The sequence below is a fragment of the Streptomyces silvae genome (assembly GCF_016745505.1).
Classification (GTDB): Bacteria; Actinomycetota; Actinomycetes; order Streptomycetales; family Streptomycetaceae; genus Streptomyces; species Streptomyces silvae.
Genome location: NZ_JAERUC010000195.1, coordinates 61,284 through 77,975, shown reverse-complemented (window position 1 = coordinate 77,975; position 16,692 = coordinate 61,284). Strand labels below are relative to the sequence as shown.

Sequence of the window (16,692 nt, the reverse complement as noted above, 5' to 3'; positions counted from 1 at the left end):
CGGCGCCGCCCGCCGTTCACGTCCCCGGGTCTACGTTTCCTGTTCCGTACGCAGCAGATGGGCAGCCGTCACGCGGTGAAGATGCACCAGCACGTCGAACTGGTGCCCGAGCGATGTCCGGTACGCGTCCTCCGGCCAGGAGTTCCCGATGGAACGGGTCGGCCGCCTCTCCGCCAGCCAGCCGCGCACCGGGGTGGGCGCGGCGCGGAGGTCGAGGTAGAAGTCCCGGCGCGACACCCGCTCCAGCACCTCCTCGTTACTGCCCGCGCCCAGCGGCTCCACGGAGAACCGGCGGTACGGCTCCGCCGGATCCGTCAGATCCATCGCGTTGAACGAGCCCTGGCCGAACGTGTAACCGATGTTCATGTACTGGGCCCCGGCCCATTGGCGAATGAACTCCCCCTGGGTCTTGGGGTACTGCTCAGGGTTGTCCGACTCGTACGAGACATGCCCGTTGTGAGCCGACAGCAGCATCCTGTGGCCGGTCTGCCGCTGCCACCACACGGTGTTCTCCGCCATGACCTGATCGCGGTAGAGCATGGCCCGAGCGATCTTCTCCGGGTCGGAGAAGTCGTAGTGCGCGTAGAGGGTGGCGGTCTGGGAGATGGCCCGGGCGTGCTGGAGGACCCACGCGTACGCCCTCCGGTCACCGTCCGGGCCCTTCGCCCGGAGCAGATCGTAGGCACGCCGTACGGATGTGGCGGTCCGCTCGCGCTCGGAGGCGGGCTTGGCCAGATTGCCGTTCACGGTGTCCTCCACGCTCCCCGTCGGCCGGAACCCGCCGTAGAGGCGGCGGAACTCCGGCAGCAGTTCCGGGTGGTGGGCGGATACGTACTCCGTGACCTCGTCGAAGAGCTGGGGTCCCGCGTAGCCGTTATCGTCGCCCATGAACTGCACGGGCCGGTCGGGATGGGCGACGTTGTGGGCGCGCATCCACTTCAGCAGGGCGAGGTACTCGCGGTTGTTCCAGATCCGGTACGAGCTCTGGAACTCCTCCCGCATGATCTCTTCCGGATCGCCCTTCCCGTGCACCACGTACTCGTTGAGGACCAGGCCGGTGGACCAGGGTGCCTCAAGGGCGAAGGTGGTGAACCCCTTCTTCTCGACCAGGTAGCGGAAGACTCGGTGCTTCATCGTGAAGAACTGCCGGGAGCTGTGCGTGGCCTCTCCCAGCCCGACGATCTTCGCCGAGCCGATCATGCGACCGAGCGGCCGTAGATCGTCGTCGCGGGTGCCGGACTCCGTGGTGCGCAACGGCTGTGCCAGGCGGGACAGTTCACGCACCGGATCGGCGGTGGACATCGGGGGTGTGTGAGCCTGCCGGGCGGCAACCGTCGGTGTCCCGGCCCCGAGCGTCAGTATCAGCAGGAGCGGGAGCAGCAGTAACCGGGGCGATCTGTGTGTTCTGTGCAGTACGGGCATGGATCAAGGCTGCCGACAGGGGCAGGCTCCGGACAGCCAGCTCCCTGCAGTGTTCGTCGGGGGGATAGCCACAGGTGCGGGGGCCGTAGCGCACAAGGGCACCGGCCGTGGTGCTTCTTTGTGGCATCCGCCGTGTGAGGCCTGCTCCGGTGCGGGCGCCCTGAGTCTCCTTGAGAGGATCGCCCCATGGCGTACAGCGGTGATCAGACGGCCCAGGTCGCGTTCGGGGTGGTGGAGGCGACGGACACGGCTCGCGCCGACGCCGTGCGGCTGCTCGGAGCCGACAGTTCGCTGCACGCGCAGTGGATCATGGGGCTCGCGATGAACAGCGCGGCACCGGAAGAGGTGTTGCGTCGCGTGTTCACGGTGGATCCCCTGCCCGAATTCCGGTACTGGCTCCCCTACTGCCCGCTGTCGCCCGCCGCGGCGGCGGCCGCCGTCGCGCACCCCGACCCGCGGGTCCGTGCGGTGCTTGCGGAGAATCCACATCTGCCGCCGACGGCGCGCGCCGTGCTGGCCGAGGATCCGGACCCGAAAGTACGCCGTGTCGCGGTGATGATGGCGTGTGAGTACGAGGTCGAACTGCCGGTGGAGCTGACCGTGCGGCTCGCCACCGGCCCGGAACCCAGGCTGCGGTACTGGGCGACCGGGCTGATCGGTCTGCCGGAGCGGACACGGCTCGCGCTGGCGGAGGATCCTGATCCCCGCGTCCGCAGTGCGGCCCTCGACTCCTGGAGCTGGCCCAGGCTGCGCCCGGAGGTCCGGGACGCGGCGGAGGCCGACCCTGATCCCTGGGTGCGTGAGGCGGTGCGACGCGCCACGCACGTCGACCCACCCCTGCCGACGACGGTCGGGGGCTTCCTCGCGGAGACGGACGAACGCCGGCGCCGTGACGCCGCGTCCACCGCACGCGTGGAGGAGGCTCTGGCCGTGCTCCTCGTGGCCCACGACGACCCTTCGCTGCGCCGGGCGGCCGCCCTCAATCCGCACGTGCCCACCGTCCTGGCTCTCGGGATGGCCGCCGACCCCGAGCCATCGGTCCGTCTCGCCGTGTCCCTCCGCCCGGATGTGACCGAGGCGCAGCGAGCGGCGATCGACTACACCGTGCCCCCGGGCCGCCTGCCGGTGCCGTCCTGGGTGGAGGAGCGCTTCGGGGACCCGGATGCGGTACGGGAGATCGCGGCCTCCAGTCATGTCGTGCTGCGCCGGGGCGTCACGGGTGCCCCGGCGCTGCCCGCCGATGTGATCGAGCGGCTGGCGGCCGATGACGACTACTACGTCAGGCTGATGCTCTGCGAGAACGACCACGCGCCGCACGAGCTGCTGGTGGAGATGTTCGCCGACTGGGACGGCCTGAGCTGGGGGAGGCTGGCGTATCACCGTAACTTCGCGCGCCGGGGCCTGGCGCGGTTCGCGGACAGCCCGAACTGCCGGCTGCGGTACGCGGCGCTCTTCGATCCGGAGGCTGGGCCGGATCTCGTCGAACGGCTCTCGCACGACGTGGAGGACATGGTCCGCCACCGTGCGGCGGCGGATCCGCGACTGCCTCTCCCCCGGCTCGTCGAACTGCTCGGCGGAGAAGAGACGTCACAGCGGGCGGCCGGCAACCCCGCCCTGCCCCTACAGCTGATGCACCATCTGCTCGACGTCGCGGGCGTCAAGCGTTGAGAGGGCGGCGCGTGGAGCCTGTACGGCGGCGAGGACGGGGATCGGAGACTGCGCCCGGGGCCGGCGCGCACCGCGCAGGCGACTCCGCGAGGAGCAGTCGCCGAGGCGTGACCACCACCATCCTTACCCTGCGGTAACTTATGCTCGCCGCTGCCGCACGAACCTCAGGAGCCCCGATGACACGCTTCGTCCCCCGCTCACCCCTCCTGCTCGCCGGTCTCATGGCCGCGGCCGGGGTCGCGCACCTCGCCGCGCCCGAGCCGTTCGACGCGCTCGTACCGCGATCGCTCCCCGGCAGCCCTCGGGCCTGGACCCTCGCGAGCGGTGCTGTGGAGCTGGCCCTCGCGGCCGGACTCGCCGTCCCGAGGACCCGCCGCGTCAGCGCCCAGGCGACCGGGCTCTTCTTCGTCGGCGTCTTCCCCGCCAACATCAAGATGGCGTACGACTGGCGCACCCGCCCCGGACCGGCCAGGGCACTCGCGTACGGGCGCCTCCCCCTCCAGATCCCCCTGTACCTGTGGGCCCGCGCGGCGGCTCGCCTTCACCCGGCTGACGGTCAGGCTCCCGGAAGGAACAGGCAGAACGGATGGCCGTGAGGGTCACGGAGGACCCGCACGTCCTGCTGGGGCTGGTGCGCCTCCAGAGTCGCGCCCAGGGCGCAGGCCCGCTCGGTCTCCGTCTCGAGGTCGTCGACCTGGAGGTCCAGGTGCGCCTGCATCTGCTGCGTACCCGGTCGCTGCGGCCACGTCGGAGCGATGTGGTCGGTCTCCAACTGGAAGCTGAGGCTGGGGCGTTCACGTTCCGGCGCTCTCAGACGGACCCACTCCGGCTCACGGTCGACCTCCTCCCAGCCGAGCAGCGCGCGGTAGAAGTCGGCCAGTGCGGGCGGGTCGGGAGTGCCGAGAACAAAGGCACCGAGCGTCGTCGTCATGCCTTCCACCTTGCCCCCGGCGGTCGCCCTCACGCATCTCTGCACGCCGTGGTGTCGGCCGTTCCGGCCGTGGCAAATCGATCCCGGGCAAGGGCACCGATCCATTACAGTGCGCCGTGGGCCGTGACTGGCGCTGAGGTGGAGAACCACCGGGGAGCGGTCTGACGAGATGTCGTTGCCGTGCGCCTGGGCGAGCAGTCAGCAACGCCTGGAGGGCACAATGTCCACGACCGAGACGGCCCAGCTCATGGACGGAAGCGGCCTCGCCGCACGCACCGTCGAGGAGACCGCTGCGAGGGCGGCGGAGATCGCACGGCTCACGGGGACCAGCCCCTGTCTGGCGACGGTGCTGGTGGGCGAGGACCCCGCGTCCGTCACGTACGTCCGCATGAAGCGGGCGCGGTGTGCGAAGGCCGGCATCCGGTCACGGCACATCGCCCTGCCCGCCCCCACGACGACCGCCGAGCTGATCGGTGTCCTCAAGGGCCTGTCCGACGACCCCGGCGTGCACGGCATCCTGCTCCAGCACCCCTGTGGTCCGCACATCGACGAGCGGGCGGCGTTCGAAGCCATCGCCCCGGAGAAGGATGTCGACGGGGTCACCATGCACTCGTTCGCCGCGATGAGCTTCTCCTCGCCCGGCTTCGTGTCCTGCACTCCCGGCGGAATCATGCGGCTGCTGGAGGCGTACGACGTCGAGCTCGCCGGGAAGCATGCCGTCGTGGTGGGCCGCAGCGCGATTCTCGGCAAGCCGGCCGGGATGCTTCTGCTCGCGAAGGACGCGACGGTGACGTACTGCCACTCCCGCACCGTGGATCTGTCGGCGTTCGTCCGGGAAGCCGACGTCGTGGTGACGGCCGTGGGGCGGCCTCGGCTGATCCGGGGTGAGGACATCAAGCCGGGCGCGGTGGTGATCGACGCCGGATACAACCCGGGCAACGTCGGCGACGTGGACTTCACCACGGCCCGCACCCGGGCCCGTCTGATCACTCCGGTGCCCGGGGGCGTCGGGCCGATGACGATCTCCGTCCTGCTCGCGCAGACCGTGGAGGCCGCGGCGCGCCAGCTGGGAGTCGAACACTCCTGACTCAGCGGTCGGTGGCCGGTCCTCGGAGGTCCTCAGGGGCCACTCCATTCCCGGCTCATCGGACCGGGGCTCGGCCCCCGATCGTCAGTTCCACGTCGTCTCCGGCGCTGACGAGCTCCCGGATCGTCCAGCTCCGGGCGTCGATGGGAGTGCCGGCACCGGTGGTGTACGCCGGGAGGGTGAGTACGGGGTCCGCGGCGTCCATCGCGCGCAACACCGCCTCGGTGACCACGTCGTCGGAGAGCCGCAGTTCCAGTTCGATCGGCCACGGGTCCGCTGCGAAAGCGCGAGGGTCGGGAAGTCCTTGGACTCGGCAGCGGGCACCTGGGAAGAGGTGCGTGTGACCGCACACGGCCAGGAAGACATCTGCTTCGGCCGGTCCGGTGGAGGGCTGGGGCACGACGGGCTCCGGATTCGGTGAGGGTGGGGCGGTGGGCCCGGGCAGTGTGGCGGTACGGGTGAGCGAGGTGCCGGATTGCGTGGCCGTGGGGATGCCTTCTCACCCGGTCGGAGCTGTGGGAAGCCTTGACTAGGGCGCCGGGGCCGGCGCCGATGGGCCGGGCCACGGGCGTACGGGGGCACCCGACCGGGAGGGGTCTCGGGTGTCGGGCGGAGTGTCCGGGGGCGGCGAGTGTTCTAGGGGCGGGGTGCCTTCTCGCCGTGTACGGCTGTGTATTCGGCTGCGAGCCAAGGTCCCAGCTGGTCGATGAGCATGCTGAGTACCGCCGGGTCCGCCGTGGGCGTACGGCCGGTGGCTGCGGCGACGCGTATCTGCTCGACGCGCTCGGGGTAGAAGCGGCCGAACAGCTCGGCCGACCCACCGAGGTCGCTCGTCCAGCCGCCCCAGCGAGGCATGATCAGCGTGAACGCCGTGCGGACGGTACGGCGGCCCACCACGCGGCTGAGTGCCTTGCGGTCGGCCTCCGTGGTGGCTTCGACCGCGCGGGTGCGCCATCGGGGCAGCACCAGTGGGAGGTCGCCGTTGGTCTCGCGGGCGAGCAGCGATGTGGGGCGGTAGCGGGGAAGTTGTCCGGCGAGGTCGTCGCCCAGCAGTGGGGTGCACAGGCAGGCGACGAAGAAGCCGCCGTCGTAGCGTTCGAGTGGGCTGAGCAGGGTGCGGGCGTCGGACAGGAGTATGCCGACGCCGTCGATCTGGGCGAAGTGACGGTCGAGAGCGGTCTCGATCGCCCTGGCGCCCGCCCGGTCGGTCTCGGTCGGCTCGTCGTGGAGGGCGAGCAGCAGGTCGAGGTCGGAGACCCCGGGGACGGCGGTGCCGCGGGGGATGCTTCCGTAGAGGTAGGCGCTGTGCAGCCGGGTGCCGAACGTCTCGGTGATCCGGGTGCGTGAGGCGGCGACGACCGGCGCGAAGGCTGCCGGTACGCGGCTCAGCGCACCTTCACGCGCGATCGTGCCGTCGTCGTTCAGTCCTTTTCCGCTCATGGGCTCACACTGCCCTGCGGCTCGCATGGTGCCGAGTGGTTTTCCCGCGGTGGCTTTCCGGTTGGGCAGCCGGGGCATTCCTGGTCCCCTGCCGACATCCGTGTGGGCCGGGGTAGTTGCCGGTCCCCGGCCGTCGCCCGTGCGCACCCCCACCGGCGCACGGGACAGGGTGACTTCGGCCGACGGGGTATCCGGGGACCCCGGTCGCCGCATCTCACACGCGCGGCGGCAGCTGCCAGATCTGGTCGATCGCGTCTCCTGTCAGCAGCTCCCTCGGATCGCCCTCGGCCCGCAGCCTCCCGTCCCGGAGCAGGAGGAGGTGGCCGGCCGATCTGGCCACTTCGAGGTCATGGGTCGCCTGGACGACCGTCAGCCCCTCCCCCGCCGCCTCGGCCAGCACATCGGCGATGAGCTGCTGGGCCGTCGCGTCGAGGCCGGTGGCGGGCTCGTCGAGCAGGAGCAGATCGGCCTCCTGGGCCAGACCTTGCGCGACGAAGGCGCGCTGGCGCTGGCCGCCCGACAGCTCTCCCAGTTGCCGATGGGCGAGGGAGCTGATGCCGAGCCGGCTCATGCTCGACTCCGCGACGTCCTGGTCCCGCCGGGTGAGACGCCGCCACAGCCCGCGGTGTGCCCACCTGCCCATCGACACGGCGTCCCGCACCGTCAGCGGCAGCACATCGGCGACGTTGCTGCGTTGCGTCACGTATGCCACGCGCTTGTCTGTGCCGTGTTCGACCTTGCCTGCTGTCACCCGGATCACTCCGGCGATCACCCCGAGCAGTGTGGACTTGCCGGATCCGTTCGGACCGACCACTGCGGTGGTGGTCAACGCCGGTATCTGCATGGTGAGTTGATCGAGCACCGTCCGGTTCGGGTATCCGGCCGTCACGCCGTCGAGTGTTACCTGCCACTGCATCTCCCGGGCCTCTTTCCGTACGCTTCTTTGTAGTGATAATCATTTTCATTGTAGTGTCCCGCTGCATGGAATGGTTGATGGCCCCCTTCGAGGTGACCTTTGTGCAACGGGCCCTGTGGGGCGGCGTGCTGGTGTCGTTGATCTGCGCCCTTGCGGGTACGTGGGTCGTTCTGCGTGGGATGGCGTTCCTCGGGGACGCGATGTCGCACGGCATGCTTCCCGGGATCGCGCTCGCCTCGCTGCTGGGAGGCAACCTGCTCGTCGGCGCCGCCGTGAGCGCGGCCGTCATGGCGCTCGGCGTGAGCGCCGTCGGCCGGTCGCCCCGTCTCTCGCAGGACACGAGCATCGGCCTGCTCTTCGTGGGGATGCTGTCGCTGGGCGTGATCATCGTCTCGCGCTCCCAGTCGTTCGCGGTCGACCTGACCGGTTTCCTCTTCGGCGATGTGCTCGCCGTGAGACCGGCCGATCTGGCCGTTCTCGGGGGTGCGCTGGTCGTCGCGCTCGCGGTCTCCGTGCTCGGCTACCGCGCGTTCGTCGCGCTCGCGTTCGACGAGCGCAAGGCGCACACTCTGGGGCTACGGCCGCGCGTCGCACACGCGGCTCTGCTGGCCCTGCTCACGCTGGCCATCGTCGCGTCGTTCCACGTGGTGGGGACACTGCTCGTCTTCGGCCTGCTCATCGCGCCGCCCGCGGCCATGCTGCCCTGGGCCCGGCGTATCCCGGTGATCATGATCGGCGCCGGCTGCCTCGGAGCGACCTCGACGTTCATCGGCCTGCTGCTCTCGTGGCACCTCCACACGGCCGCGGGGGCGAGCATCGCCGCGACGGCGGTCGTCCAGTTCCTGCTCTCCACGGGGGTTTCGGGCCTCCACAGCCGATGGGTGCGGACCGCTCCCCCCACCTCCACACCTGACCGCCCGCACATCGAAAACGGACAGACGTCATGACACCCAGGAAATCCCTGACCACCACAGCGCTGACCTGCGCCGTCCTCGCCGGCTCCGGGCTGCTCGCCGGCTGTCAGAACGGTAGCGACGCGAAGTCCCCCTCGGCGGCCTCGGCCTCCGCGCAACCCCATGGGTACGTCGAAGGGGCCGAGGAAGCCTCCGAGCAGCAGTCCCGCCTCGTCCTCGCCGACGCCGGCACCGGGACGGTCGAGGTGCTGGACCTGATCACCGAGGACACCACATCGCTGAAGCGCAATGAGGGCATACGAAGTCTGCGCACCGACGGCAGGTTCGCCTATCTGAGTTCCGACGGCGGCACCCGCATCGTCGACACCGGTGCCTGGACGGTCGACCACGGCGACCACGTCCACTACTACCGCGCCGCGATCCGCGACGTAGGGGCTGTCGCGGGGGCGGTCTCCCCTCGTGTCCACAGTGATCAGGCCGTCACCGCGGTCTCCTCCACGAAGGGTGGCACCCAGCTGCTCGACCGCAAGAAGCTGGAGGACGGCGCCGTCCCCCCTGCTACCGAACTGACCGGGACGGGCAGCGGAGTGGTCGTCCCGTACAAGGAGCGGCTGCTGGTCACCGCGGCGGGCGCCCGGAAGGACAGCGTCGAGGTCCGCGACCGGGACGGCGCAGGCGTCGCCACGCTGAAGGAACCGTGCGCCCAGGCGCGCGGCGAGGCCGTCACCCGTCGGGGCGTGGTGTTCGGGTGTGCCGACGGTGCGCTGCTGGTCAGCGAGGACAAGGGCACATTCCAGGCCGAGAAGATTCCGTACGGAACGTCGGTGGGGGCCTCTGAACGGGCGGCCGAGTTCCACCACCGGGCGGGCAGCACCACGCTCGCGGCCAGGTCGGGCGATGACGCCGTCTGGGTCCTCGATGTCACCGACCGCTCCTGGACCCGCGTGAGGTCCGGCCCGGTCGTGGCCGCCAACACCGCCGGGGAAGGTGCTCCGTTGCTCGTGCTCGGCGAGGACGGCGCCCTCACCGCCTACGACATCGCCACCAGGAAAAGCATCGCGCGTAAGAAGCTCCTCGCTGAGGGGGCCGAGTCCGCGGCCGTCGAGATCGACACCACCCGCGCGTACGTCAACGACGCGGCGGGCCGGAAGGTCTACGAGATCGACTACAGCGACCGGCTGCGGCTCGCCCGGACCTTCCGGCTCGGCTTCTCCCCGACGCACATGGTGGAGGCCGGACGATGAGCGCCGGTTCCACGCCCGGCCGCCTTCGCCGCCGGCTGCGCGCGCGTCTCCTCGCCGCAGCGCTGGCCGGGGTCCTGCTCGTGGGGGTGAGCGGCTGTACGGAGGACGAGCAGCGCCGCCCCTCGGTGGTCGTCACCACCAACATCCTCGGTGACCTCACCCGCAACGTCGTGGGCGACGAAGCCGAGGTGACGGTGCTGATGCAGGCCGACGCCGATCCCCACTCCTTCGGCGTCTCGGCCCCGCAGGCCGCCTCCATCGAGCAGGCCGATCTGGTCGTCCACAACGGCCTCGGTCTGGAGGAGAACGTCCTGCGCCATGTGCGGGCGGCCGAGGAAGCCGGTGTCCCGACCCTGGCGGTCGGGGAGTCCGTCGATCCGATCAGCTATGCGGCGGGCGCCTCGGCCGACGAGCCCGACCCTCACTTCTGGACCGACCCCGAACGGGTCCGCAGGGCCGTCGCACTGATCGCGGACCACGTCGTCGAGCACGTGCGCGGCGTCGACAAGGCGGCCGTCGGCAAGAACGCGTCCGCGTACGGAGCGAAGGTCACCGAACTGACTTCGTGGATGAGGCAGCAGTTCGACGCCATCCCTGCCGGACAGCGCCGGCTGGTGACCAACCATCACGTCTTCGGGTACCTGGCGCAACGCTTCGGATTCCGGATCGTCGGCGCGGTGATCCCGAGCGGGACCACCCTCGCGTCGCCCAGTGCCTCGGATCTCACGTCCCTTGCCACCGCGATCGAGGCGGCGGGGGTGTGCGCGATCTTCGCGGACTCCTCGCAGCCCGACCGGCTGGCCCAGGTCCTGAAACGCGAGAGCGACGTCGAGGTCGACGTCGTGCCGCTGTTCTCCGAATCCCTCACCGCGAAGGGCAAGGGAGCGGACACCTACCTGCGCATGATGCGCGCCAACACCAGGGCCATATCCACCGGCCTGAGCACCGAACAGCCACATTGTCGCCCGGCGTGAGCGACAACCATGGAAAGGAAAACCACCAGATGAAGCATGTAGTACGCCCGAGGCAGGCCGCCGCGGTCAACGCCCTGCTCGCGGCCTCCGTAGCACTCACCGCCTGCGGGAGCGACGACAAGGCGTCCACGGCCGGCGCTGCAGGCAAGGCGTCGGAGGCTCCGGCATACCGGGTCGCGGACCCGATCGTCACCACGTACGACGGGGGCCTGTACGTGCTGGACGGAACGACGCTGAAGCTCGCCGAGGACATTCCTCTGGACGGCTTCAACCGGGTCAACCCCGCGGGCGACGACCGTCATGTGGTGGTCTCGACCGCTACCGGTTTCAGGGTGCTGGACGCGGCGGGCCGAAAGCTGACGGACGTGGAGTTCGAGGGCAGCAAGCCCGGCCACGTCGTACGTCACGCGGGCAAGACCGTTCTCTTCGCCGACGGCACCGGCGTGGTCACGGTCTTCGACCCCGAGGACCTCGGCGGCGGCACGAAGCCCGAGAACGCGACGTACACCTCTGCCGCTCCGCATCACGGTGTCGCCATCCAGTTGGCCGACGGCAAGCTGGTGACCACCCTCGGTACGGAGGAGAAGCGCGTCGGCATCGCCGTGCTGGACAAGGACCGCAAGGAGATCACCCGCAGCGAGGAGTGCCCCGGTGTCCACGGGGAGGCAGCCGCGCAGGGCGAAGCGGTCGTCATAGGCTGCGAGGACGGCGTCCTGGTCTACAAGGACGGCGCCATCAAGAAGGTGGACAGCCCGGCGGCGTACGGCAGGATCGGCAACCAGGCCGGCTCCGAGGAGTCGCCCGTCGTCCTCGGCGACTACAAGAAGGACAAGGACGCCGAGCTGGAGCGCCCGGAGCAGGTGTCCCTCATCAACACCGAGACCGGCACGATGCGGCTGGTCGACATCGGCACGAGCTACACCTTCCGTTCGCTGGCGCGTGGTCCCCACGGTGAGGCGCTCGTGCTGGGCACCGACGGCAGGATCCATGTCATCGACCCCTCGACGGGCAAGGTGACCAGGAAGATCTCCGCACTCGGTGCGTGGCAGGAGCCTCTCGACTGGCAGCAGCCCCGCCCGGCCCTGTTCGTCCGCGACCACACGGCGTACGTCTCCGACCCGTCGAGCAGGAAGCTGCTGGCCATCGACCTCGAGTCGGGAAAGCAGGTGGCCTCGGCGGAACTCCCGAAGGCTCCTGACGAGCTGAGCGGCGTCAAGCAGCACTGATTCCGTGCCGGGACACGAGGAGCGCGTAGCCGCCTGGCGGGAGCGCGCTCCTCGTGTCCCGGGCCGCGCGGGGCGCCCCGGAACGGGACGCGGCGGATCGGGTCGATGCCCCGTGGCGTGAGGCGCGCCGGGGTCAGGCCAGTCCGGCCTCGATCGCGCGGCGGACGGCGTCGGCCCGGTCGCGGATCCCCGCCTTGGCGAACAGGTTGTTGATGTGGGTCTTGACCGTGGCCTCGCTGACGAAGAGCTTCTCGGCGATTCCGCGGTTGGGCAGGCCCTGGCCGATCAGCGTGAACACCTCACGTTCACGGGGGGTGAGGTTGCCGGGCAAGGTCTGTTTCTGCTCCGGCGCCTTGGTTCTGACGGTGGCGAGCAGCCGGTCCTGGACCTCCCGGTCGAGCACGGACTGCCCGGCGGCAGCGGCGCGGATCGCCCGGGTGATGTCCTGGCGGCCGGCGTTCTTGGTCAGGTAGCCCCGGGCCCCTGCACCCAGGGCGCCGAGGATCGAGTCGTCGTCGGCGAACGTGGTCAGTACGACGACCGCCACGTCCGGGTAGTCCTCGCCCAGTCGGCGGGTCGTCTCGATCCCGTCCATGACGGGCATTCTCAGGTCCATCAGCACCACGTCCACCGGCCCGGCGGCAACAGCCGTCAGCACCTCGCTGCCGTCGGCGGCGGCCGCGACGACGTCGATGTCCTCGGACAGGCCGAGCACCGCGGCGAGCGGCTCCCGGACGGCTGCCTGGTCGTCGGCGACGACCACCCTCAACCGCTGCGGCTCCTGGGTCGGTTCACTCATCGGTACGTTCACCCATCGGTCGGTTCACTCATCATCCCGGGATCACTGCCTCCACCTGCCAGCCGCCCTCGTCAGGTCCCTCGGTGACCGGACCTGCGGTGACGCTTCCCCTCAGCAGGGCGACACGCTCGCGCATTCCGATCAGCCCCATCCCGCTGCCCACTCCGGCGCTCACCTCTCGGGTCGCCGGACCGTTGCGGATCCTCAGTGTGGTCGACGAGGCCCCGAACGTCAGCTGCACGCCGACTTCTCCCCCCGGAGCGTGCCGAGCGGCGTTGGTCAGCGCCTCCTGGGCGATCCGCAGCAGATTCTGCGTCACCTGGGCGGGGACCTCGCGGGCGGTTCCGGTGACGGTGAGAGCGTCACGGTGGCCCGACGATTCGAGCATCGCGGTCAGGCTCTCCAGCAGCGGCAGCGAGTCCTCGCGCAGCGCGTGAACGGTCCACTGTGCCTGCTTCAGGCTCTCCTTGACCAGCCCGTGGGCCTTGTCGTTGGCCTCCCTGACCTTCTCCAGGTCACCGGTGTCGAGCAGGGCGTCGGCCAGCTCCAGCTGCATGTTGATCCCGGCCAGTGAGTGCGCCAGGACGTCGTGCACGTCCCGGGCGATTCTGCTGCGTTCGGTCAGTACGGCGGTCCGGGCCTCGGCCCGAGCGGCGCGCTCGGCCGATTCGGCCGCCTCGATGGCCGCCAGTACGGCCCGGCGCCGGCTGCGGTTGACGATGCCGGCCAGGGCGGGCACGCCGGTGACGAGACCGACCGTCCAGGGCAACTCGTGGTACCCCGGCCCGAGGTGGAAGAACAGGACACCGCCGCAGAGCAGACTGCATGTCCCCGCGAGGACCAGGGCCGGCCTGGTCTCCAGCCGGTATCCGATGTGACCCGCGAGGAAGAAGGCGAAGAGGTAGCTCGTTCCGCTGCTGCTCACACCGATCAGGGCGGACGCCGCGACGACGCCGAGCGTCAGCCAGACGAGGGCGAGGCGTTGGGAAACCCTGCTCTCGGGCAGTCTCCGGCCCAGCAGTGCCACGGAGTTGATCACGAGGAGGACGGCGACCGCCAGACCCCGGCCGCTGAGACCCAAGGGCCGGATCGTCCAGATCCCGGCCGCGATGACCGCCAGGGTCAACACCCATTGCACACGCGGGTCCTGTCCGGGCACCGGCCGCGGGCCCGGTCCCGGGTCTGCGGCCTTTCCCAGGGGCAGGGCGCTCTCGGTTCCGGACACGCGGAGAACATATCGCATGGTCAGGCCGTGCGTTCGAAGGCGGCCGCAGGGGCGGACTCCGTCCGGGCCCGGCCGTGGCTCCGGCTCCGGCTGCGTATGAAGATCGCGGCCAGCCGCGTGACGACTTCGGTGAGTGCCATCAGTACGAACGCCGCCACCCAGGCCTGGTCGCCGGTGATGTGGTGCGTGATGCTGAAGCGGGCGACGTCGTCCGCGCCACCGCCGTACTCGACCCAGCTCTGGAAGGCCATCCGCGCTCCCATGCCCGCGACCCACAGGATCGCCGATACCGCACCGGCCTTGATCAGGATGTGCTCGCCGGCCGTACGGATCCTGGTGCAGATACCGCCGGCAACGCCCAGGGCGGCGCCCACGCTCATCAGGGTGCCGATCAGCACCAGGTCGTTGCCACCTGTGGGAACCGTGTCCAGGTACATGTAGGCCACGAAGGCCACGATCCCCAGCGGGATCAGGAAGGACTTGAGGTCGAGGCGGCCTTCCCGCAACTGCCGGAAGACGACGAGGATGAGGATGATGTCGGTGATCCACTCGGTCGCTGTCATGCCTCAAGGCTGCCGCGAGAAGGCTCACAGCACCTGGACCCACGGGTGGAATCGAGGGTGGAGTTCGACCTCTCACCATGTCCACCCTCGATGTCCACCCCCGGTGTCCACCCCCGGTGTCCACCCCGCCGGTGCTCACCGGTCGGGGTCGGGCCACGTCGCCGCCAGGGCCCGCAAGTCCGTAACGGGGACCATGTCCGCGGTCGCCTCACCGTCGAGCCAGCACAGCTGCCCGGGGCTGCCGTCGCCGGTGTCGAACAGACAGCACACTCCGCCGGCGGCGGCGGTGAGGTCCGTGAACACCTCTCTGACACCGGCCGACCGCGCGAACACGCGGCTCATCCCTGACGTCGCCGCCCAGAACTCCATAGACGTGTAGCGGGGGTGGAGCAGGGACGTGAACCGGATCGTCAGATAGACGTATCCGATCGCGATCCTCCCGTCCTCCTCGATGTCACGGCCGTAGACGTCTGCGTACTCGCGCAGCACGTCATCGGCCCCGAACATGAGGGACGTGTCGAGCTCGATCGTGGTGCCGGCACCCCTCGTACAGTCGACCGGATCGCTCTTGAAGTGGGACGTGAACGGGAGGGCCAGCCGTTCACCACCGGGCAGTGTGAGCTCAAGAGGCGGCACATGAGGGGCCGGTGGGGCCAGCGCGGCCAGAGCGGTGAGCGCCCTGGCGACGTTCCCCGGACGCAGATAGATGTCGTAGCCGTAGGTCAGACCCATTTCCCCCACCCCTCCGCCACCCGAACGAACCGCACCTTCTCACAGCCCGCGGACGGCCTTGCAGAGGGGCCGGACAGCGCGACGGCCCTTGAGGGTCAACCGCCGGCCCCACCTGCCAGCAGCACAGCACCCGCAGACGCAAACGGTTCCATGGTTCCGTTAGAGGCCGAGACTCTGCTACGGTTCCCTTGAACTTAACGGAACCTCATTCCCATTAGGAGTCGGCCGTGGACACCTCCTACGTACGCCGCATCGCCGCACCTCTCTTCGCCGGATCCCTCGCTCTCGGCGTCCTGGCCGCACCGGCCGGACCGGCCGCCTCCGCCCAGGCGACGACGCCCGTCACCTGGACCGCGGCTTGGGGCGCCTCCCCTCAGCTGCCCAGCACCGGTTTCACCCCGAACTGGTCGCAGGAAGGCTTCTCCCACCAGTCCGTACGCCAGGTCGTCCGGGTCACCAAGGGCGGCGACGTGGCCAGGATCCGGCTCTCCAACGCGTACGGCACCTCGCCCCTGCGGATCACGGGTGCGGTGATCGCCCGCACCAGCCGGGGCGCGGCGGTCGAGAAGGGGTCGGTCCGCCATCTCACCTTCGACGGCAGACGTTCGACGTGGATCCCCGCTCATGGCGAGCTCCGCAGTGACACGGTCCGACTGGGCCTGAAGAGGCTGGAGTCGGTCACGGTCACCCTCTACTTCGCGGGGACCACGGGTCCCGCCACGTTCCACTCCCAGGGCTGGGCCGATACCTACCGGGCCGAGGGCGACCACCGCGCCGATACGTCGGGAGCCGCGTACACCAGCACATCCCAGTCCTGGTACTACCTCTCCGGTGTCGAGGTCGGCGGAATGGAACACCGGCTCTCTGCCGCGACAGCCGGGGAGCGCACCGGCGTCGAGGCGGAGAAGGGCGGCATCGTCGTCTTCGGTGACTCCATCACCGACGGCTTCGGCTCCACCCCCAACACCGACCGCCGGTACTCCGACGCCCTCGCCGAACGGACAGGCAGGCCCGTCGTCAACCAGGGCATCGGGGGAAACCTGGTGCTCAACGACTCGGCGTGGTTCGGCGAACGCGCCACCGCCCGCTTCAGGCGCGACGTCCTCGACCAGCCGGGCGTCTCCACGGTCGTCATCCTCCAAGGAGTCAACGACATCGGCTTCAGCGAAGCCGCCAAGGGGCCGAATCCTCCCGACACCTACAAGCCCGCCCCGGTCGTATCGTCCCGTGAGCTCATCGCCGGCTACCGCACGCTGATCGCCGCCGGGCACGCGAAGGGCCTCGAAGTCGTCGGGGCGACCCTGCTGCCCTTCAAGGGCTCGGACCACTGGGGCCCGCACGCGGCACAGGTCAGCAACGAGGTCAACGACTGGATACGGCATGCGGGCGAGTTCGACGCCTACGTCGATCTCGACAAGGCGCTCGCCGACCCCGCCGACCCGGACCGCCTCAACTCCGCCTACGCCTACGAGGACGCCCTGCACCCCGACGACACCGGCTACCGCGTGATGGCCGAGGAGGTGGCCAAGGTCCTCGAGCGGTGACCTCCGC

Annotated in this window: 17 protein-coding genes and 1 riboswitch; of the genes, 8 read left to right on the top strand and 9 right to left on the bottom strand. The window is 70.0% G+C overall.

The features are described from left to right. Positions 1 to 30 precede the first annotated feature (30 nt). Positions 31 to 1,422, bottom strand: coding sequence for an erythromycin esterase family protein (locus JKV81_RS32165; RefSeq protein WP_202079142.1), 1,392 nt, complete (start codon positions 1,420 to 1,422; stop codon positions 31 to 33). Between the two features lie 186 nt (positions 1,423 to 1,608). Here JKV81_RS32165 and JKV81_RS32160 point away from each other — a divergent pair, with 186 nt between their 5' ends. Together JKV81_RS32160 and JKV81_RS32155 are read left to right on the top strand one after the other, a co-directional pair. Then, positions 1,609 to 3,090 carry a hypothetical protein gene (locus tag JKV81_RS32160; RefSeq protein WP_202079140.1) on the top strand — a complete coding sequence of 494 codons (1,482 nt, stop codon included), beginning with the start codon at positions 1,609 to 1,611 and terminating at the stop codon, positions 3,088 to 3,090. 176 nt (positions 3,091 to 3,266) lie between these two features. Further along, positions 3,267 to 3,686, top strand: a complete 420-nt coding sequence (locus JKV81_RS32155; RefSeq protein WP_202079138.1) for a DoxX family protein — start codon at positions 3,267 to 3,269, stop codon at positions 3,684 to 3,686. On the opposite strand, the gene JKV81_RS32150 is transcribed toward JKV81_RS32155, so the two are convergent. Then, positions 3,647 to 4,021: a VOC family protein gene (locus JKV81_RS32150; protein ID WP_202079137.1), complete on the bottom strand. Its 375-nt coding sequence runs from the start codon at positions 4,019 to 4,021 to the stop codon at positions 3,647 to 3,649. The genes JKV81_RS32155 and JKV81_RS32150 overlap by 40 nt on opposite strands. A 113-nt stretch (positions 4,022 to 4,134) precedes the next feature. Then, positions 4,135 to 4,220: riboswitch (ZMP/ZTP riboswitch) on the top strand. 21 nt (positions 4,221 to 4,241) lie between these two features. Here JKV81_RS32150 and JKV81_RS32145 point away from each other — a divergent pair. Continuing rightward, positions 4,242 to 5,108: a bifunctional 5,10-methylenetetrahydrofolate dehydrogenase/5,10-methenyltetrahydrofolate cyclohydrolase gene (locus JKV81_RS32145; RefSeq protein WP_129260439.1), complete on the top strand. Its 867-nt coding sequence runs from the start codon at positions 4,242 to 4,244 to the stop codon at positions 5,106 to 5,108. A gap of 55 nt (positions 5,109 to 5,163) precedes the next feature. On the opposite strand, the gene JKV81_RS32140 is transcribed toward JKV81_RS32145, so the two are convergent. From JKV81_RS32140 to aztA, 3 genes are all read right to left on the bottom strand, one after another. Then, positions 5,164 to 5,508 carry a hypothetical protein gene (locus JKV81_RS32140; protein ID WP_202079135.1) on the bottom strand — a complete coding sequence of 115 codons (345 nt, stop codon included), beginning with the start codon at positions 5,506 to 5,508 and terminating at the stop codon, positions 5,164 to 5,166. Between the two features lie 236 nt (positions 5,509 to 5,744). After that, positions 5,745 to 6,548, bottom strand: a complete 804-nt coding sequence (locus tag JKV81_RS32135) for a nucleotidyltransferase (protein WP_129260441.1) — start codon at positions 6,546 to 6,548, stop codon at positions 5,745 to 5,747. Positions 6,549 to 6,762: 214 nt separating this feature from the next. Next, positions 6,763 to 7,464, bottom strand: a complete 702-nt coding sequence (gene aztA / locus JKV81_RS32130; protein ID WP_202079133.1) for a zinc ABC transporter ATP-binding protein AztA — start codon at positions 7,462 to 7,464, stop codon at positions 6,763 to 6,765. A 65-nt stretch (positions 7,465 to 7,529) separates the two neighbouring features. Here aztA and aztB point away from each other — a divergent pair, with 65 nt between their 5' ends. From aztB to aztD, 4 genes are read left to right on the top strand one after another with little or no spacing between them, the layout of a single operon-like run. Next, a complete protein-coding gene (aztB, locus tag JKV81_RS32125) occupies positions 7,530 to 8,411 on the top strand; it encodes a zinc ABC transporter permease AztB (RefSeq protein WP_129260443.1) in 882 nt (293 codons plus the stop codon). Further along, on the top strand, positions 8,408 to 9,622 hold the full coding sequence (locus JKV81_RS32120) for a YncE family protein (protein WP_202079131.1): 1,215 nt from the start codon (positions 8,408 to 8,410) through the stop codon (positions 9,620 to 9,622). Before aztB ends, JKV81_RS32120 begins: the two co-directional genes overlap by 4 nt. Continuing rightward, positions 9,619 to 10,596 carry a zinc ABC transporter substrate-binding protein AztC gene (gene aztC, locus JKV81_RS32115; protein WP_202079129.1) on the top strand — a complete coding sequence of 326 codons (978 nt, stop codon included), beginning with the start codon at positions 9,619 to 9,621 and terminating at the stop codon, positions 10,594 to 10,596. Before JKV81_RS32120 ends, aztC begins: the two co-directional genes overlap by 4 nt. A 29-nt stretch (positions 10,597 to 10,625) precedes the next feature. Next, positions 10,626 to 11,822: a zinc metallochaperone AztD gene (gene aztD / locus JKV81_RS32110; protein WP_202079127.1), complete on the top strand. Its 1,197-nt coding sequence runs from the start codon at positions 10,626 to 10,628 to the stop codon at positions 11,820 to 11,822. A gap of 133 nt (positions 11,823 to 11,955) precedes the next feature. On the opposite strand, the gene JKV81_RS32105 is transcribed toward aztD, so the two are convergent. The 4 genes from JKV81_RS32105 to JKV81_RS32090 form a co-directional block, all read right to left on the bottom strand. After that, positions 11,956 to 12,621, bottom strand: a complete 666-nt coding sequence (locus JKV81_RS32105) for a response regulator transcription factor (protein ID WP_129260447.1) — start codon at positions 12,619 to 12,621, stop codon at positions 11,956 to 11,958. Positions 12,622 to 12,652: 31 nt separating this feature from the next. Further along, a complete protein-coding gene (locus tag JKV81_RS32100; RefSeq protein ID WP_241748383.1) occupies positions 12,653 to 13,759 on the bottom strand; it encodes a sensor histidine kinase in 1,107 nt (368 codons plus the stop codon). A gap of 107 nt (positions 13,760 to 13,866) precedes the next feature. Beyond that, on the bottom strand, positions 13,867 to 14,409 hold the full coding sequence (locus JKV81_RS32095) for a hypothetical protein (RefSeq protein WP_202079125.1): 543 nt from the start codon (positions 14,407 to 14,409) through the stop codon (positions 13,867 to 13,869). A 135-nt stretch (positions 14,410 to 14,544) separates the two neighbouring features. Next, on the bottom strand, positions 14,545 to 15,141 hold the full coding sequence (locus tag JKV81_RS32090) for a hypothetical protein (protein ID WP_202079122.1): 597 nt from the start codon (positions 15,139 to 15,141) through the stop codon (positions 14,545 to 14,547). Between the two features lie 227 nt (positions 15,142 to 15,368). Between JKV81_RS32090 and JKV81_RS32085 the strand changes: the two genes are divergently transcribed. Further along, entirely contained in the window at positions 15,369 to 16,685 is a 1,317-nt protein-coding gene (locus JKV81_RS32085) for an SGNH/GDSL hydrolase family protein (RefSeq protein ID WP_307820645.1), read from the top strand. The last annotated feature ends 7 nt before the right edge of the window (positions 16,686 to 16,692 follow it).

Excerpts from the sequence above, each read along its gene's own strand:
- JKV81_RS32120 (WP_202079131.1), top strand. The coding sequence starts at position 8,408 with ATGACACCCAGGAAATCCCTGACCACCACAGCGCTGACCTGCGCCGTC.
- aztA (WP_202079133.1), bottom strand. The coding sequence starts at position 7,464 with ATGCAGTGGCAGGTAACACTCGACGGCGTGACGGCCGGATACCCGAAC.
- JKV81_RS32095 (WP_202079125.1), bottom strand. The coding sequence starts at position 14,409 with ATGACAGCGACCGAGTGGATCACCGACATCATCCTCATCCTCGTCGTC.
- JKV81_RS32135 (WP_129260441.1), bottom strand. The coding sequence starts at position 6,548 with ATGAGCGGAAAAGGACTGAACGACGACGGCACGATCGCGCGTGAAGGT.
- JKV81_RS32150 (WP_202079137.1), bottom strand. The coding sequence starts at position 4,021 with ATGACGACGACGCTCGGTGCCTTTGTTCTCGGCACTCCCGACCCGCCC.
- JKV81_RS32160 (WP_202079140.1), top strand. The coding sequence starts at position 1,609 with ATGGCGTACAGCGGTGATCAGACGGCCCAGGTCGCGTTCGGGGTGGTG.
- aztB (WP_129260443.1), top strand. The coding sequence starts at position 7,530 with ATGGAATGGTTGATGGCCCCCTTCGAGGTGACCTTTGTGCAACGGGCC.
- JKV81_RS32155 (WP_202079138.1), top strand. The coding sequence starts at position 3,267 with ATGACACGCTTCGTCCCCCGCTCACCCCTCCTGCTCGCCGGTCTCATG.
- JKV81_RS32165 (WP_202079142.1), bottom strand. The coding sequence starts at position 1,422 with ATGCCCGTACTGCACAGAACACACAGATCGCCCCGGTTACTGCTGCTC.
- aztD (WP_202079127.1), top strand. The coding sequence starts at position 10,626 with ATGAAGCATGTAGTACGCCCGAGGCAGGCCGCCGCGGTCAACGCCCTG.
- JKV81_RS32145 (WP_129260439.1), top strand. The coding sequence starts at position 4,242 with ATGTCCACGACCGAGACGGCCCAGCTCATGGACGGAAGCGGCCTCGCC.
- JKV81_RS32105 (WP_129260447.1), bottom strand. The coding sequence starts at position 12,621 with ATGAGTGAACCGACCCAGGAGCCGCAGCGGTTGAGGGTGGTCGTCGCC.
- aztC (WP_202079129.1), top strand. The coding sequence starts at position 9,619 with ATGAGCGCCGGTTCCACGCCCGGCCGCCTTCGCCGCCGGCTGCGCGCG.
- JKV81_RS32090 (WP_202079122.1), bottom strand. The coding sequence starts at position 15,141 with ATGGGTCTGACCTACGGCTACGACATCTATCTGCGTCCGGGGAACGTC.